The organism is Bartonella sp. B12(2025) (assembly GCF_053795135.1).
The window spans coordinates 1,253,102-1,269,993 of sequence record NZ_CP200031.1 but is presented as its reverse complement, the minus strand read 5'-3'; the positions used below and the strand labels follow the sequence as shown (position 1 = coordinate 1,269,993).

The following is a 16,892-nucleotide window of genomic DNA, read 5'->3' as shown; positions in this document are numbered from 1 at the left end:
AGAGAGAGCTAAAGGAAGATTACAATATCAATTTTGTTACGAGATGCGAGATTGCAATGCCACTTATAACCCTGTTCAGTTCTGTAAATATACTATTGGATGGGAAACTTTGACAGTTTTCCTTTCAAATGTTCTTCTGTCTATGAAGGTTCATAGATAAAAAAACCAGCTATGTGCTGGTTTTGTTTTTATTATAAAAATATCTTGGCCTATTTATTATGCAGCGTAGACAGCTTTACTGTTTGCGTTTGTTTCATCTCTCTCAGCGTTAAATTCACGCTTTGACTTGTTTGAGAGGTGCATCTCTATGAGATTGACAGCTTCTGTTTCAGAAAGACTATTAATAACAGCAATTTCGCGAGCCATTCTGTCAAGTGCAGCGATATAAAGCTGACGCTCAGAATAAGATTGTTCGGGCTGTAGATTTGAGCGAAAAAGGTCACGCACCACTTCAGCAATACAAATAAGATCTCCAGAATTTATTTTAGCATCATATTCTTGAGCGCGGCGTGACCACATGGTTCGTTTAATTCGTGCTTTTCCGTGCAAGGTTTTTAATGCGCGTTCAACAGAATCAACAGCGGATAATTTGCGCATTCCAACGGAAAGGGCTTTAGCAATTGGCACTTTGACATCCATTTTATCTTTTGCAAAATGAATGACAAAAAGTTTTAATTTATGTCCTGCAACTTCTTGATCTTCAATCGCTATAATCTGCCCTACTCCATGGGTAGGATAGACGATATATTCAGAGGTTGCAAATCCTTTAGCGCTGGAAAACGTTCCGTGTTGGGATGCCATATTTTACTTTACTCCCTTTATGATCAACAAATATATCGGAAAACAGGCTATAAACCTGAACGCTGAGTGTTCTTTAACCAAGTATATTATACCAATTGAGTGAGCATAAAAGTTGAGTACTTTTAAATCCAACAAAAACTTATTGCTTTATAAAAGAAAGCAAAGAAAAATACCTAGAAAGATGATCATGTTAAAATAATATTAACATCAAAATTCAAAATAATCAATCAGTTCGCTCAGGAATTTTCATTTTTACAAGGGAATGCTCTCAATTTTTGAAGGGATGTTATGTGCGTTGCATTGTTATTATTCACCGCTTCCTGAATTTTCTGAGAAATACTTTTCTAATTTATTTGGAACGCCATCCATTTCTTTTGCTTGAGGAAGAGGATCTTTTCGGGTGGTCAAATTAGGCCATTTGTTTGCATAATGAAGATTAAGCTCTAACCATTTTTCTAGATCTGGCTCTGTATCAGGTTTAATGGCTTCCGCTGGGCATTCTGGTTCGCAGACACCACAATCAATGCATTCATCTGGATGAATGACGAGCATATTTTCACCTTCGTAAAAACAATCAACAGGGCAAACTTCAACGCAATCAGTATATTTACAATGAATGCAGTTGTCGGTTACTACATAGGCCAAGATCGAACTCCATTTGTTATTTTAATGATCTTTAGAGGGAAGTGTATGTGTGTCTTTATTGTTTGTAAGTTGATCGCGTAGCGCAGCTAATTTTGCAAAGGGTGAATGAGGATTAAAACGTTTTTCTTTTTGAAATGATTTATTGTTTGTACGTTTGGTGTGGGGGGTATTGGATTTATAAGAATGTTTTGTGTGTGATGTGGACTTTTGAGAGGTATTTTCATTTGTGCTTGCCCCTTTTTCAAAAGTCTTTTTTGGTTTACTTTGCCACCTATGTCCAGATTTATCACGTTTTTTTTGTGTGTTATGGTGAAATTGATGGTTATAATGCCAGAGCAAAACAATTTTATCTTCTGCTGCAACGCGCTTTTTCTTGACAAAATCGCCAACAGGTTCAGCTGCATGTAAACAATTTGTAGTATTGGGTTGTATTTTAACACAAGTGGGCAAAGCGCCTTTTGCTTCTTGTGTTGTTTCCAAGGGTTTCATTGTTTGCCATTGATCGCCAACACATTCTGCTGCGGGAATACCTTGTTCTGGTGTACATGTAAGGGAAGAGGCTTTGTTTTGAAGGAGTTTTTGTTCAAGAGCAGCACTACTATAGGGGTGTGATCGATAGCCAAGTCCTTTTAGAATTTTTTCCATATCTGTTCCATTGGCTCCAAGAATAGACATCATTGTTGGAGTCACAAAGAAACTTTTGCCATCATAGGCCCCATCGGGTTTGGGTTCATTTCCTTGTTTCCAATGAAGTGCGGAGCGGATCAAGTTCGCAAGACGTTCTAAAATATCAATGCGTACAGCACGCTGCCCTAAGATTTGATAGCCAGCCAATTGATAAAATTGGCGATTATATGTAGGGTCAACAGCCAAGGAGGTCTGTCCAGCAGACAAAGCCGCAAAAATTTTATCAAAACCAGTTTGGTCATGCCCCTCATTTTGAAGGTTCCACAGCAATGTAATGGCTTGAACCGGAGCTGGTTTAAGCATTCCTGCAACATAGATATGGAAAGCTCCAAAACGCACACCTAGCCGTCGTAGCACTGCACGTGATTCTTGATTAAGATTTTTGACAACTTCGGCTATTTCTCGACGCGGTAAAATTCCTAAAGAGTTGACCAGTTGTGAGGCAAGACTGCTTGTTGAATCCGTTAAGTTATCGGCATTGCGCAGATCAAACAGTGGTTTTAGGGTCGTTTCGAAATGAAAAGTAACAAAACGTTCTAGTCGTTTTACTACATTATCACGGGCTTCTCCCGTTAATTGTGTATCTGCTAAAACAATGAGTTTGGGTTTTAAAAAATCCTCTGTTGCAACAAGTTGCCCCACGGGTTGACCAATCCAGCGCACAATTCCATCAGAACTGAGTGTAAAATCTCCATTGGCAGAAGCACAAAAACGTGTTGCACGTTTGGAAAAGGCAAGAATTAAACTTTCATTATCTGCTAAGTTTTGTGTGCCAGCTGCTTGATCGGTATTGTTCTTGTCGGCGTAAAAACGAAAACCTTCAAACTTTCCACTTTCGTGTTTTTCAATCAGAACACCATCCTGAAGAGTATCATTCTGTTGAACAATCTTGCTATCCATGATTATTTTCTTTCTTAGTGCTACACTGGTAAAAAGTCTATTTTCGAAAATTCCATTAATTCCATTATTGTGCTGCTTCTTTAACACGTTTGTTGCATTTGCTTCAATCACTCTTGTTGTTTTTTGACGCTTCTTTTATCACTTTAATTGTTGGTATTCCTTGTTATCTGTTTTGGATGCTTTGTGCGTGTTATTTACACGTGTTGGTTGTATTGTGAAGCTGGAAGAATAAAATAAACCCTTCACTAAAAGGTAGGTAAGTCAATAATTAAACAAAGCAGCATTTGTTTTGTCATGAAACTATGAAGAACAAGCTTTCTCGAGCATTTCTTGCCGGTGAAGGGCATCTTGCATAGCCGTTTTGTAGGTGAAGCTGTATCTCATGACAATAAGTTTTACGATTACAAGAAAAAAACAATTGCGATTATAAAAATACACGTTAAAGTAGTGTTTACGTAAATAAACAACTTTTACGTTCTTTTTTGAGAAAGAACGACGATGTGGTTGGCAAATCAATTTTTATAATTTTAATCGCAAGGGGCTATTATGGGTAATCTTTCAAATGCCGTTTATAAAAGCAGTAAAAATTATAGCGATGCAGACAAAAGCTTGGGGCGTGATATGATGCGTTCTGCTATGCAAGCACCTTATCTTGAACGACAAAAAGAGCATGATTTGGCTTTGCGATGGAAAGATAAACGTGATGATGCTGCTATGCATCAAATTGCAGCTGCTCATATGCGCTTGGTGATTGCGATTGCGAACCGTTTTAAACGTTTCAAAATGCCGTTGGGGGATCTGGTACAAGAAGGTTATGTGGGACTGCTGGAAGCCGCTGCGCGTTTTGAGCCCGATCGGGAGGTGCGTTTTTCGACTTATGCAACATGGTGGATACGTGCTTCTATTCAAGATTATATCCTACGAAATTGGTCTATCGTTCGAGGAGGAACCAGTTCTTCACAAAAAGCGCTTTTCTTTAATCTTCGGCGTTTGCGGGCGAAATTAGTGCAAAATAATAGTGCTCTAACAAAACAAGATATCTTTCGCACAATCGCTGAAAAACTTGGCGTTTCAGTTCGTGATGTTGAAACGATGGATTTTCGTTTTTCTAGTTCTGATAACTCTTTGAGCGTTTCTGTTTCTGAGAACAGCGATAATTCTGTTGCAAAAATGGATGTTCTTGTGGATGAGAACCCTCTTCCTGATGCTTTAATTGAGCAGGTGATTGATGGTCAACGGCGCACACAATGGCTTTACGATGCGTTACAAATTCTTAATGAACGGGAGCTTGAAATTATTCGTTTCCGTCGCTTGAATGAAGAGGGAGCAACTTTAGAAGTTTTGGGGGAAAAGTTGGGAATCTCAAAGGAGCGGGTGCGCCAAATTGAAGCACGGGCTTTGCAAAAACTGCGCTCTGCATTGCTTACGGTTCATCCAGAAGATGCCTATGATATATAAGAAGTTGAAGGTTTCTCGAAAAATAAACCTGGAGTAGGGTGAGAAATTGGGGAATGTGTGAAAGCACGGTGAAGTTGCTTTCAAAAGTTAATAAGATCTGTGCGGGAAATGCTTTAGAGTGCAGGGGATAATGAAGGGGGTGGGGTGGAATCAAAAGTGCAGAAAATTACGGAGAAAGCTGGATCTACTCTGTAATAATTTTAACGTCTGTACCTGCGCGTAAAATTTGGGTTGGTGAGAGCGCATTGAGAATGCGAAAGAGTTTTTCTTTATGCGTTGTATTTTGCATTTTATTTGCAAGGGTTTCAACGCTTTCTCCTTGTTTAACGCGCACAACACGGATTCTCAGGGGTTTAAACTTTTTTAACTGTGATGGTGAAAGGGGATGAAAGCTTTGTACCGTTCTTTGGGCAATCGCTTCAAAATTTTGAGAACCATGTGGGCCTGCAGTAAGGAAACGAAAAACATGTTTGTTGAATAGAATGACAACCACATCAAATTGCCACTTTTCATTGGCCGCATAGGCGTGAGCTCCAGGCAGACCTTGAATCGTGATTGGGCGGATAGATGATTCGTCCAGTCCTACAATCCATCCGCTTTTCAAATAATCACGCGCAGATATTTCATCTGGACGGGAAACAGCATCAAAACGAATAGCAATTTCACCTGGCCCACTGGCCCAAACAGTGTGCACTGAATTTTCTATTGTGAAATTGTTAGGAACGGAAAAAGTTATGCGCAATTGCGGGTGAATAAATTGGTTCCCTCGCACAAACCCTGTGTGAGAGCTTCCTCCAAAAATCATACCATCAATGCTTTTGAGAAAAGAGTTACGATCGGTGTTTCCAATGTTAACTGTACTGATTTTATGTGCTTTTTCTATGGCAAGCCGAATCCGTTGCGGAGTGGTTGGATGTGTTGCTAAAAAGTCTAAGGAGGCATTTTGGGTGCCCGAGATATTACGAAAAACGTTATAGGCTGCCATTGATTGGAGAAAACGCGAGGAAGAAAACGGATCATATCCTGCTTTTTTGAGCATTTCGAGTGCAATAGAATCGGCTTGTAGTTCCTGATTGCGTGAAAATTGTGCGAGTTTTTGCTTGTCTTCAATGGGGTTGTGAAGTTTTCTTCCGGCGTGCGAGAGAAGATGTGATGACATGTGATTTGTCATCTTTAATTCGGCTTCTTTTTGCAGGCGTAAAATGCCGTGATTGGCAGTAATATGAGCCATTTCATGAGCTAAAATTGCTGCGACTTCTGAAGAATCATTGGCCAATGCTAGCATGCCACGGGTTATGTAGATAAAGCCATTTGGGTGAGCAAATGCATTGACTTTTTGTGAGTTTAAAATTGTTACAGAATAGGTTTTGTGAGAATTTTGTGACGCAACAGTTAGTTTATGTACAATATTCGCTAACAGACGTTCAAGTTTTGCGTCATGATATGCGCCGCCATATATTTGTAAAATACGAGAGTGTTGTAAAGCGCTTAATGCGACATAAATATCATTTTTGCTGGCATGTTTGATTGTTCCAGAAGAAGCTATCTCATTTTGGGAAAAACGTGTATGACAAGCTGAAAGGAGAAGCATTAAGCTGATGAGAGTTGCTCTATACATTTTGATGCAAAAAAGAAATATTTGTTAAAAAAATCTAGTGTTTTTAATCATTGTGCCCCCCCTCGTTTTTTTGCTGCATTTCGACGAATTTTATTCGTATCTTTGTACGCGCTTTTTACAACGAGGAAGTTTTTTAGAAAGGATTCTTTTGGCTATATCACGGTTATTGTTTATAAAAAATGGCTATTTTTATAAAAGGATGCTATTAAGAGGAGACATTGTGAAAGGTATAATGTGGCATGACGACATTTACAATATTGTTAAACGGAGATATTTGTATCACAGATCGTTTGCGTAATCAAACTCGCAACAGCCGGGTGATTGCTGCCGATGGTGGAATGCGTCATGCAGAAGCGCTAGATGTGATGCCTGAGTTGTGGTTGGGGGATTTCGATTCATCTGATCAGGCTTTAGTACATAAATATAGTAATGTTCCGCGTGAGGTTTTTCCCTCTGATAAAGATATGACCGATTGTGCTCTGGCATGTGAGAAAGCTCTGCAAAAAGGCGCTAAGCAGCTTATTTTGTGTGGTACTTTTGGAGGTGAAAGAAGCGATCATGGTCTTTCTCATATGACACAAGCACTGCTGATGGCCGAAAAAGGCATCTCAGTGCTGTTAACGAGCGGTTTTGAGGAAGGGTGGCCGGTTTTGCCAAAGCCTTTTTCGTGTGATTTACCTGATGGTTGTTTGTTTAGTATTATCGGTTTTTCTGATTTACAAGGCTTAACCTTATCAGGTGTAAAATGGCCTCTTGATGATAAAAACATATCATTTGGATCTTCTTTGACACTTTCTAACCGTATTTGTGGAACCTTTTCTTGCCATTTAGGTTCTGGAAAAGCTATATTGTTGGCGTTTTTACCTATTCCACCAAGCTCTTCTGGTATATTCGAACATGGCAGAGAGAGGATAGAGTGATTAAGTGCTGGCATGAATTTGATCTTGAGAAGGAAAGGTTTTTATATGTTAAAATCAATTTTGAAAGTGGCCGTTGTTTCAGCCGTTGGTTTAAGTTCGGTGGCTTGTTCTGTTAATGATCAACGCGTTGCGCGTTATGGTGTTGGGGGAGCAGCATTGGGCGCTTTGGCAGGAACCGCAATTGCTGGAGGTTCTCCTGAAGCGGCGCTTACTGGTGCAGCAGTTGGCGCTGTTGCAGGGTCAGTAACAGGTGTTGCTGTAAATCAGAAAAAACAGCAGAAAAAAATTGCTGCTCAGCACTCATCGTTGTGCACGTATCGTACCCGTAGTGGTCGAATTTACCAAGCCCCTTGTACTCAAAAAATGCGGACGCCACAATTATGCACTTACCGTGATGGAAGAGGTGTAATGTATCAGGCACCTTGTCATCGATACGTTCGTTAATGGCGGTACCGCTTCTGCGGCTTGACCGCATTTTCCTAACCTTTGGAACAACTCCGTTGCTCAACCAAGCTTGCTTATCGGTTGAGCAAGGAGCGCGTATCGCGCTGGTGGGTCGTAATGGTTGTGGAAAATCAACATTGTTAAAAATTGCCGCTGGAATGATAGAGCCAAGTGGTGGGGAAATTTTTTGCCACCCTCGGGTCACCGTTCGTTATGTTTCACAAAACCCTGATTGTTCAGGCTTTGAAAATATTCAAGCTTATATAGAAGCTGGTCTGGACGATGCGCCTGATGTGCAATGGATAAACACACTTTTGGCAAATCTTGGTTTCTCAGGAACTGAAAAGTTAGCGACGCTTTCAGGTGGTGAAAAGCGGCGCGTTTCATTATTACGAGCTATTGCGGCAAAACCAGATATTCTTCTCTTAGATGAACCAACCAATCATCTTGATTTACCAACCATTGAATGGTTGGAAGGTGTTTTATGTTCTTTGCGTTCAGCGATTGTGGTGATTTCGCATGATCGGCGATTTTTAGAAAATGTCACGTGTTCAACAGTATGGCTTGATCGTGGTACAACCAAAAGACTGGAAATGTGTTTCTCGAAATTTGAGAAATGGCGTGATAAGGCGCTTGAAGAAGAAGCGCGAGATCAGCACAAATTGGGGCGACAAATTACGCGTGAAGAACAATGGTTACGCTATGGGGTGACGGCTCGGCGTAAACGTAATGTGCGTCGTTTGTCGGCGTTAAAAGAACTACGACAGCTTCATAAAACTTATAAGGGGCCATCTGGGAGTGCGCTTTTGGCAGCTGCAAAAAGTCATGATTCTGGGCAATTGGTGCTTGAAGCGAAGCGAATTTCAAAATCTTATGGTGAGCGTGTTATTGTGAAAGATTTCTCTTTACGCGTTCAGCGTGGTGATAGGATCGGTTTGGTTGGTCCTAATGGTATCGGAAAGACAACTTTGCTTTCTATTCTAATCGGGCAGGAAACAGTCGACAGTGGTACGGTAAAGCATGGATATAACCTATCTATGGCACTTCTCGATCAACAGCGTACTGTAAATGGAGAAGAAACTTTAGCGCATTATTTAACCAGTGGTAGAGGAGATACTCTTCTGATAAATGGGCAGGAGCGGCATGTTGTTTCTTATATGAAAGACTTTTTGTTTTTGCCTGAACAAGCACGTACACCACTTAAGGAATTCTCAGGTGGAGAAAGAGCTCGCCTTATGCTTGCTCGCCTTCTTTCGCGTCCTGCAAATTTTTTGATTCTTGATGAACCGACCAATGATTTGGATATGGAAACATTGGATTTGTTGCAAGAGTTTATTGCCGATTTTTCTGGAACAGTGTTGCTGGTTAGCCATGACAGAGACTTTTTAGATCGAACTGTGACCCATATGTTGGCACCCCAAGGCGATGGTCATTGGATTGTGTATGCTGGCGGTTATAGCGATATGATGACACAAAACAAGCAAGCTGCACTGTTACAACGTAAAGAGTCACCAAAGCCTCGTGCGCGGGAGCGTACAAAAAATACTTCATCATGCAAAAAAACAACATCATATAAATTGTCTTACAAACAAGTTTATGCGCTAGAAAAGCTGCCAGAACAAATTGCTACGTTGCAAAACGAAATTAAAAAAATTGAGCAAGAACTTTCTGATCCAGCACTGTATTGCTGTGATAAAAATCGTTTCGAGCGTTTATCGGCAGCACTGGAAGAGAAGAGAAATGCTTGCACGCAAAAAGAAGAAGAATGGTTGGAACTTGAACTTTTACGTGAAGAGAGAGAAAAAGACACGGGTTCGTGCTAACGCTTGCTAACTCATGCCAAGTGCATTTTTATAAAGTTGAATGATTGCTTCTTCTTCCATTCGTTCATGATCTTCTTTTTTACGCAACCGTATAATGCTTCGAACGGCTTTACTATCAAAACCAGAGCCTTTAAGTTCGGCGTAAACCTCCTTAATATCATCGGAAATGGTTTTTTTCTCTTCTTCTAGCCGTTCGATACGTTCGATAAAAGCACGTAATTGGTTTACAGATATAGCGTTTGTTTGATCGGTTACAGTATTCATTGTATTTTTCTCCGGATTATCTGTTTTAAGCTCTTTTTTTGATGATAAATTTCTGTTGAAGAAAGCCTGAAAAATAAAAAGTCAATCAGACTGTACACTTTCTTTACAAACTGACTTTAAATATTTTGTAAAAGTTTAAAATATGTGCATTGATAAAAAAACTATCAGAAGCAGAAAAGAATAAAAATGTATTTATATAGATTTGAAAGCTTTTTAAAAAAAGAAAAGGGATGTATGTTTTGTTTTGATGGTTTCCGTTTGAAAGGAAGTTTTGTGATTGCCAAAAAACAGCAATGGATGTTTCAGAGAGGATTAAGGGTTTTTCTCTTGAGCGTTTTGCTCTTGTTTTCGTTTGTTATTTTTGCAAAGGCTGACTTTAGGGTTTGTAATACGACTCAACAGCCCGTTGGTGTCGCTCTTGGTTATCGTACGCTTTCGGGTTGGGTGAGCGAAGGGTGGTGGGTGGTACCAGTGACAGGGTGTAAAACCTTAATCGAGGGGCCACTTTCTTCGCGGTTTTATTATTTTTATGCGGAGGGAGCACAGAAAAAAGGAACCTGGTCAGGTTCTATAACCATGTGTGTGCAAGATAGCCAATTTGTCATTCAAGGGGTTCATGATTGTTTCCCCCGTGGGTATCAAAAGGCTGCGTTTAAGGAAATTGATACAGGCAATCAAACCAGTTGGATGGTACAATTAACGGATATGCCTTTATTCAACGATTCGGCTGTACACTCTCCCCCTCTTTCAGGAGATTCTCTATTGTGAAGCGTGCACGTAAAGTAAAAATTATCGCCACTCTTGGCCCTTCTTCTTTTTCCATTTCAATGATTAAAAAGCTTTTTATGGCGGGAACGGATGTTTTTCGTATTAATATGAGTCACACTGACTGTGCAACGATGTGTGATTTGGTAAAGCACATCCGGGATGTTGAAAAAATTGTTCGTCGTCCAATCGGTATTTTAGTGGATCTACAGGGACCAAAATTGCGTGTTGGTCGTTTTGCTAAAGGTCAAGAGGATTTGCGTGTTGGGCAAAGGTTTACATTAGACGATCGTGATGTACCTGGCGATGCACAGCGTGTTTTTTTTCCACACGGGGATGTATTAGCAGCTGTTAAACCAGGAGATCGCCTGTTGATTGATGATGGAAAGCTGGAACTACGTGTTGAAGTGTGTGATGGTCATTCTGTTCATTGTTGTGTAGTTGCTGGAACTCGTATTTCTGATCGAAAAGGAGTGAGTTTTCCCGATACGGTTTTGCCTTTTGATTCGATGACGCCAAAAGATAAAGCTGATCTTCAGGCTCTTTTGGAACAGCCTGTTGATTGGGTCGCACTTTCTTTTATCCAACGTCCGGAAGATATTATGGCGGTGCGTCGGTTGACAAAAAACAAAGTGTCTTTGATGGCTAAAATCGAAAAGCCTCAAGCCTTGGAGCACATAGATAAGATTATTGATGTTTCCGATGGTATTATGATTGCACGGGGAGATCTCGGTGTGGAAATGCCGTTAGAAAGGCTTCCTGCACTTCAGATAGAGCTGATAAAATCCTGCCGTTTAGCGGGAAAGCCTGTTGTGGTGGCTACACAAATGCTCGAGTCAATGATTACATCTTCTGTTCCGACACGCGCAGAGGTGTCTGATGTCGCTACGGCAGTTTATGCTGGGAGTGATGCTGTAATGTTGTCTGCTGAATCCGCATCTGGTCTTTATCCTGAAGAAGCCGTACTTATGATGGATCGGATTGCTCGGCAAACCGAACAAGATCGCACTTATGCAGCGATAGTTGGGGCGCATCATGCCACACCAGAGTCAACGGGAACCGATGCGATTTCTCTTGCAGCACGGCAGATTGCCGAAACACTTCAATTAGCGGCCATCGTTGCTTATACCGCTTCAGGCACAACAGGGGTGCGTGCATCGCGTGAACGTCCAAACAGGCCTATTATTGCGTTATCGCCCATCGTGGAAACAGCACGGCGCTTGGCTTTAGTTTGGGGATTGCATTGTGTGGTTACAGAAGATGCGCGGGATTTGGAGGATATGGTTGATCGTGCGGCAGCAATTGCTTTTCAAGAAGGCTTTTGTTGTGGAGGGGATCGATTCCTTGTGACAGCAGGCGTCCCACTTGGCACGCCTGGTGCTACGAACTTATTGCGAATTGCCTCTGTTTCTCAAGATGGGAAAAAAGGCGTTTGAATGTTTGTGCGCAATGCTCTTTTCTTTTTCTGTTCTGGGGAAGTCGTGTACGCGCAGAAGTCTTTGATGTACGTACAGCGGTTTATGTTGGGGCAATGCTGTAATGTTGTCTGCTGAACTCGAGGCTTGTCTTTATCCTGAAGAAGCTGTGCTTATGCTTATGATGAACCGGAGTATTTTAATTGAGATGTTTGTGGCAAACTGCTCTTTGATTTCTTCTTAGATATTTTTCATATAGCTGTCTCTATTATACGATCAATACATTGATTTATAATGATAGTTTATTACTTATTCAACTTGAATAAGAACCAAGCATATAGGAATATTTTCTCATTTCAAATCCTTGTATTCAGAATCGAAAAAACATTTATTTATGTGCTATAAGAGGAGTTGGCGTGTAAATAAAAACTGTTTGAAAAAGGAGTCGATATGCCTCTAATAAATCGTCTAAATGCACGAGCCGTCGCAATATGGAAGTAGATGAATAAAATGATGCTGCTGGTTTATTCATTTATAAGTGTTAAAAATAGCAGTGTCTAACAGGTCTTGCATGATACCATCGGGGAGACACTTTTAATGTGGTGACAGCAATTCATGTGGAACACGAGCACAGCTTTGTTCTTGGAACACTTCGTTTGTTTAGTGTTGCAATTTATGCGATTTTTTACAGTTGTACTGGTCTTTAAAAATTATATTGCTGGTTGGTTTAGGAACTGATGTGCATTTATGAATTTTCCTGTTCTTGAATATTAATATTATTTTGCTCATCTTTGAGCAATTGATTGGTGAGCTTTTCAATTCGTTCAGTTGTGTCTCGCATGATTTTCTCCATGGTGCGATCTCTTTCATTGTGTAGTCGTAAAAGAGTCTCGTAGTCTTCTTGTAATTTTTTATTTTCTCGTTTTATTTCTTCCATTTCATCGATAACCATAATTCCGGCCATAACCGATAAGCGATGGTCACCAATTTCACCAAAATTTTTCTTCAAATGTGCGATATATTTATCTAATTGAGCTGCAAGCTCAATTAAATGATGCTCTTGTCCTTCATCACAAGCCATGCGATAAACTTTACCATCAATTGTAACGGAAACAGTTTCCATACATTCAAACCTTTATCTATCAATTACAACACGAATTGTTTCCATTGCTTTAATCAAACGTTTGGAAACTTCTTTATTCACCATCTCTAGCCGCTCGACGTGGGCTTCGGCTTTGTCAAGCGCTTGGGCAAGATGGCTACGATCAGCATTTATTCGTTGGATCTCTTCTTCCCATTCGTTATTTTTATCAATCACGGCATTGCGGTTTATAATGGTGATCTCTAAAGTTCTTAGTGCTTTTTCTAGTTGTTCTAAAGCGTGTGGTAGAACCGTAGTCTCTTGGTTCATGATGCTTTTATCCTTTGGGTGACTGTATCCTTTATCAGTTTTTTATAGAAAAGCGAATCACTCGTTTTCTTTTCTTGCGTGAATTTTATTTTTAAGTATGTAAAACATTTTAGCAAGCAAAGCAGGGAATACATGTTAATTAAAAGCTGGATTTTTTGAGAGTATTGGCATAAAGGATGTGTGGGGAGAGTGTTATTAATTTTTCCTTAAGCGATAGCAAGAAGTTTTACGCTAACGATTTAAAAAATTGAAAAGTATTTCTCAAAAAATTAAGAGAATACAGGAGAAGCAACAAAATAACGTGTTTAAAGAGATGGTCTATCATTCATGACAAATACTGAACAACAGAATCGGATGGCTAATGCTATCCGTTTTCTTGCTATTGATGCAATTGAAAAAGCAAACTCTGGTCATCCTGGTTTGCCAATGGGGGCAGCTGATATTGCAACCGTTCTTTATACAAAGTTCCTTGCTCATGATCCCAAAAATCCTCGTTGGCCCAACCGTGATCGCTTTGTGTTGTCGGCTGGGCATGGGTCTATGTTGCTTTATGCCTTACTATATCTCTCTGGTTATGAAGATATCTGCCTTGAGGATCTCAAAAATTTCCGCCAAATAGGGTCAAAACTTGCTGGACATCCAGAATATGGGCACGCTGCAGGAATCGAAACAACCACTGGACCTCTTGGACAGGGGTTGGCCAATGCTGTGGGGATGGCTCTTGGTGAGCGCTTGCAAAATGCGCGTTTTGGCGATCTCATCAATCATTATACTTATGCGTTGGTCGGGGATGGGTGTCTCATGGAGGGGCTTTCCCAAGAAGCTATTTCCCTTGCTGGGCATTTAAAACTCAATAAGCTTATTGTGTTGTGGGACGATAATAATATTTCCATTGATGGAGAGATTTCTCTCGCTGACAGTACAGATCAGATGGCGCGTTTTAAAGCGTCTGGTTGGGATACGCACAAAGTTGATGGGCATAGCCAAACAGCAATTGCACGAGCCATTGAGGCGGCACGAGATTCCGATAAACCAACTTTGATCGCTTGTAAAACAACGATTGGTTTTGGAGCACCCAATAAAGCAGGAACTAATAAAGTCCATGGAGCCGCTTTAGGAGCACGAGAAGTTGCTGAAACTCGTATCGCCTTAGAGTGGGATGCTGAGCCTTTCGTTATTCCAGCTGATATTCTTGATGATTGGCGCTTGGCTGGTTTGAATGCTGCTAAAAAACGGCAAAAATGGGAAGAAAAACTGGCAGATCTTCCTATGTCAGAGCGGGTGGAGTTTGAAAGGTTGATGCGGGGTGATCTCCTAGGTGGATTTGATGGCGCTATTGATGCTTATAAACAGCAACTCATCAAAGAGCGTCCTTTTGTTGCTACGCGCAAAGCTTCTGAAATGGCTCTGGAAGTTATCAATGAAGCCGTTATTGAGACCCTTGGTGGTTCTGCCGACTTAACCGGATCCAATAATACAAAAAGCAGCCAGATGAAAAGTATCACTGCTGAAGATTTTTCAGGGCGTTATCTGCATTATGGAGTTCGCGAACATGCGATGGGAGCTGTAATGAATGGTCTTGCCCTTTATGGGGGCTTTATTCCTTATGGGGGAACCTTTTTATGCTTTTCTGACTATATGCGTCCTGCAATGCGTTTGTCTTCTCTGATGGGATTGCGCGTAATTTATGTCATGACCCATGATTCCATTGGTCTTGGTGAGGATGGTCCCACGCATCAACCAGTGGAGCATTTGGCTTCCTTACGTGCACTTCCTAATCATCTTGTTTTCCGCCCTGCTGACGCTATGGAGACAGTTGAATGTTGGCAATTGGCTTTGAAAGCACGCACGACACCTTCCACTTTGGCTTTGAGTCGACAAAATTTACCGCTTTTGCGTCAAGAGTATGAAGAAGAAAACCTTTGTATGCTCGGTGCTTATGAATTACTAACGGCCAGTGATGATGCTCAAGTTACTCTGTTTTCTTCCGGTTCAGAATTGCAAATTGCGGTAAAAGCACATGCGGTGTTAGAAGAAAATGGCATCCCAACGCGTGTGGTTTCCGTGCCTTGTTTTGAACTCTTTGCACAGCAATCTCCTTCGTATCAGTGTGCTCTCATTGGGAATGCACCAATTAAAATTGCCATTGAAGCTGCTGTTCGGCAAGGATGGGATCGTTTTATTGGCTGTGATGGTGTGTTTATTGGCATGGACGGGTTTGGTGCGAGTGGGACGATTGATGCGCTTTATGCACATTTCGGTATCACTTGTGAGAATGTGCTCGCTACTGTTGAAAGAGAGTTTGCAAAAATCCATAAGGGACATGTGAAATGACTGTGTGTGTTGCGGTTGATGAGTTTTGTCATATTGGGTGCAATGTTTTGTGCACCATTGTGGAAAGTGGACGATAAGATATTGAGGTTTTAGCAGTTAATGATTTGGGATTAGTGAAAACGAATACCCATTTATTGCGCTACAAAAGATCGATGAGGAAAATGTGAAATGACTGTTCGCGTTGCAATTAATGGGTTTGGCCGTATTGGGCGCAATGTTTTGCGCGCCATTGTGGAAAGTGGGCGACAAGATATTGAGGTTGTGGCGATTAATGATTTGGGATCGGTAGAAACAAACGCTCATTTATTGCGCTATGATTCAGTCCATGGACGTTTCCCCAGTACTGTTAAAGTTGTTGGTGATGCCATTGATGTCGGGTATGGTTTGATAAAGGTATACGCAGAGCGTGATCCGGCACAATTGCCTTGGAAAGCTTTGGATATCGATATTGCTTTGGAGTGTACAGGTCTTTTTACTGCGCGTGACAAAGCAAGTGCTCACTTGGATGCAGGGGCAAAGCGTGTTCTTGTTTCTGCACCTTCTGAAGGCGCAGATTTCACTGTGGTTTATGGGGTTAATCATCAGTTTTTGAATAAAGAGCATCGGGTTGTTTCTAATGCTTCTTGTACAACCAATTGTTTGGCGCCTGTTGCGCAAGTTTTGCACAATACGGTTGGAATTGAAAATGGTTTTATGACAACGATCCATTCTTATACGGGTGATCAACCTGTATTGGATACGATGCATCGTGACCTTTATCGTGCACGTGCAGCAGCTCTTTCTATGATTCCTACATCAACAGGGGCAGCGAAGGCTGTGGGGTTGGTCTTGCCAGAATTAAAGGGGTTGCTTGATGGCGTGTCGATACGCGTTCCAACTCCGAATGTTTCCGTTGTTGATTTGACATTTACCGCTAAGCGTTCCACAACGGTTGAAGAAATTAACACGGCTATTTGCACTGCTGCACGGGGTTCGCTTAAGGGAATTTTGGACTATACAGAGGAAAAGCTTGTGAGCTGTGATTTTAATCATAATCTGCATTCAGCCATTTTCCATAATGATCAAACCAAGGTGATCGATGGCAAGCTCTGTCGTGTTCTGGTTTGGTATGATAATGAGTGGGGTTTTTCAAACCGCATGGGTGATACGGCTGTGGCTTTTGCTAAGACAATATAAAAAGAGAGAATCTTTGGATCTTCTTTTTGTTTTTATAACAGAAAACAAAGTGCATTCTTTTTGAAAAAAAATGTGGTGAAGGTTGTTGCTTGTGCGTGAGAGAGAAGAGGCTGTCTTAAGTGATAGAGAGTACCTTCTGTTTTGGTTTGGTAATAGAATGTGTCTTTTTTTAACCGCATGAAAGAGCAAGGTTTAAAAGAGTGAGCCTTTGAATAAGACAAAGTTTGAAAA

The 16,892-nt window shown here is 41.0% G+C and carries 14 protein-coding genes and 1 pseudogene; 8 read left to right on the top strand and 7 right to left on the bottom strand.

The genetic code is table 11. From position 1 onward, the window contains the following. Positions 1-216: 216 nt before the first annotated feature. The 3 genes from V3564_RS05650 to V3564_RS05640 all read right to left on the bottom strand — a co-directional run bounded on the left by V3564_RS05650 (position 217) and on the right by V3564_RS05640 (position 3,033). Positions 217-801, bottom strand: a complete 585-nt coding sequence (locus V3564_RS05650) for a CarD family transcriptional regulator (protein ID WP_455480605.1) — start codon at positions 799-801, stop codon at positions 217-219. A gap of 306 nt (positions 802-1,107) precedes the next feature. Next, entirely contained in the window at positions 1,108-1,446 is a 339-nt protein-coding gene (gene fdxA, locus V3564_RS05645) for a ferredoxin FdxA (RefSeq protein WP_455480604.1), read from the bottom strand. Positions 1,447-1,467: 21 nt separating this feature from the next. Continuing rightward, the gene (locus tag V3564_RS05640; protein ID WP_455480603.1) at positions 1,468-3,033 is read right to left on the bottom strand and encodes a hypothetical protein; all 1,566 of its coding nucleotides are present in this window, start codon (positions 3,031-3,033) and stop codon (positions 1,468-1,470) included. Between the two features lie 546 nt (positions 3,034-3,579). Here V3564_RS05640 and V3564_RS05635 point away from each other — a divergent pair. Next, entirely contained in the window at positions 3,580-4,491 is a 912-nt protein-coding gene (locus tag V3564_RS05635; protein ID WP_455480602.1) for an RNA polymerase factor sigma-32, read from the top strand. 184 nt (positions 4,492-4,675) lie between these two features. On the opposite strand, the pseudogene V3564_RS05630 reads toward V3564_RS05635, so the two are convergent. After that, positions 4,676-6,127 (bottom strand): annotated as a pseudogene (locus V3564_RS05630) (M48 family metalloprotease); the annotation flags it as partial. A 221-nt stretch (positions 6,128-6,348) separates the two neighbouring features. On the opposite strand from V3564_RS05630, the gene V3564_RS05625 reads away from it, so the two are divergent. From V3564_RS05625 to V3564_RS05615, 3 genes are read left to right on the top strand one after another with little or no spacing between them, the layout of a single operon-like run. Continuing rightward, on the top strand, positions 6,349-7,029 hold the full coding sequence (locus V3564_RS05625; RefSeq protein WP_455480601.1) for a thiamine diphosphokinase: 681 nt from the start codon (positions 6,349-6,351) through the stop codon (positions 7,027-7,029). Positions 7,030-7,074: 45 nt separating this feature from the next. Next, positions 7,075-7,473: a hypothetical protein gene (locus V3564_RS05620; protein WP_455480600.1), complete on the top strand. Its 399-nt coding sequence runs from the start codon at positions 7,075-7,077 to the stop codon at positions 7,471-7,473. Then, positions 7,473-9,296, top strand: a complete 1,824-nt coding sequence (locus tag V3564_RS05615; protein WP_455480599.1) for an ABC-F family ATP-binding cassette domain-containing protein — start codon at positions 7,473-7,475, stop codon at positions 9,294-9,296. Before V3564_RS05620 ends, V3564_RS05615 begins: the two co-directional genes overlap by 1 nt. 6 nt (positions 9,297-9,302) lie before the next feature. Here V3564_RS05615 and V3564_RS05610 read toward each other — a convergent pair whose 3' ends face one another. Then, positions 9,303-9,560, bottom strand: a complete 258-nt coding sequence (locus V3564_RS05610) for a DUF2312 domain-containing protein (RefSeq protein WP_455480598.1) — start codon at positions 9,558-9,560, stop codon at positions 9,303-9,305. Between the two features lie 234 nt (positions 9,561-9,794). On the opposite strand from V3564_RS05610, the gene V3564_RS05605 reads away from it, so the two are divergent. Both V3564_RS05605 and pyk read left to right on the top strand, forming a co-directional pair. Then, positions 9,795-10,328: a DUF1036 domain-containing protein gene (locus V3564_RS05605; RefSeq protein ID WP_455480597.1), complete on the top strand. Its 534-nt coding sequence runs from the start codon at positions 9,795-9,797 to the stop codon at positions 10,326-10,328. Continuing rightward, positions 10,325-11,761 carry a pyruvate kinase gene (gene pyk, locus V3564_RS05600; protein WP_455480596.1) on the top strand — a complete coding sequence of 479 codons (1,437 nt, stop codon included), beginning with the start codon at positions 10,325-10,327 and terminating at the stop codon, positions 11,759-11,761. The genes V3564_RS05605 and pyk overlap by 4 nt, the downstream gene beginning before the upstream one ends. 724 nt (positions 11,762-12,485) lie before the next feature. Here the strand turns inward: pyk and V3564_RS05595 are convergent. Both V3564_RS05595 and V3564_RS05590 read right to left on the bottom strand, forming a co-directional pair. Next, positions 12,486-12,863, bottom strand: coding sequence for a cell division protein ZapA (locus V3564_RS05595; RefSeq protein ID WP_455480595.1), 378 nt, complete (start codon positions 12,861-12,863; stop codon positions 12,486-12,488). A 12-nt stretch (positions 12,864-12,875) separates the two neighbouring features. Beyond that, complete coding sequence (locus tag V3564_RS05590) at positions 12,876-13,151, bottom strand: DUF4164 domain-containing protein (protein WP_455480594.1); 276 nt, start codon at positions 13,149-13,151, stop codon at positions 12,876-12,878. A gap of 327 nt (positions 13,152-13,478) precedes the next feature. On the opposite strand from V3564_RS05590, the gene tkt reads away from it, so the two are divergent. Together tkt and gap are read left to right on the top strand one after the other, a co-directional pair. After that, positions 13,479-15,485, top strand: a complete 2,007-nt coding sequence (gene tkt, locus V3564_RS05585) for a transketolase (protein WP_455480593.1) — start codon at positions 13,479-13,481, stop codon at positions 15,483-15,485. Positions 15,486-15,653: 168 nt separating this feature from the next. After that, positions 15,654-16,661, top strand: a complete 1,008-nt coding sequence (gene gap, locus V3564_RS05580; protein WP_455480592.1) for a type I glyceraldehyde-3-phosphate dehydrogenase — start codon at positions 15,654-15,656, stop codon at positions 16,659-16,661. The last annotated feature ends 231 nt before the right edge of the window (positions 16,662-16,892 follow it).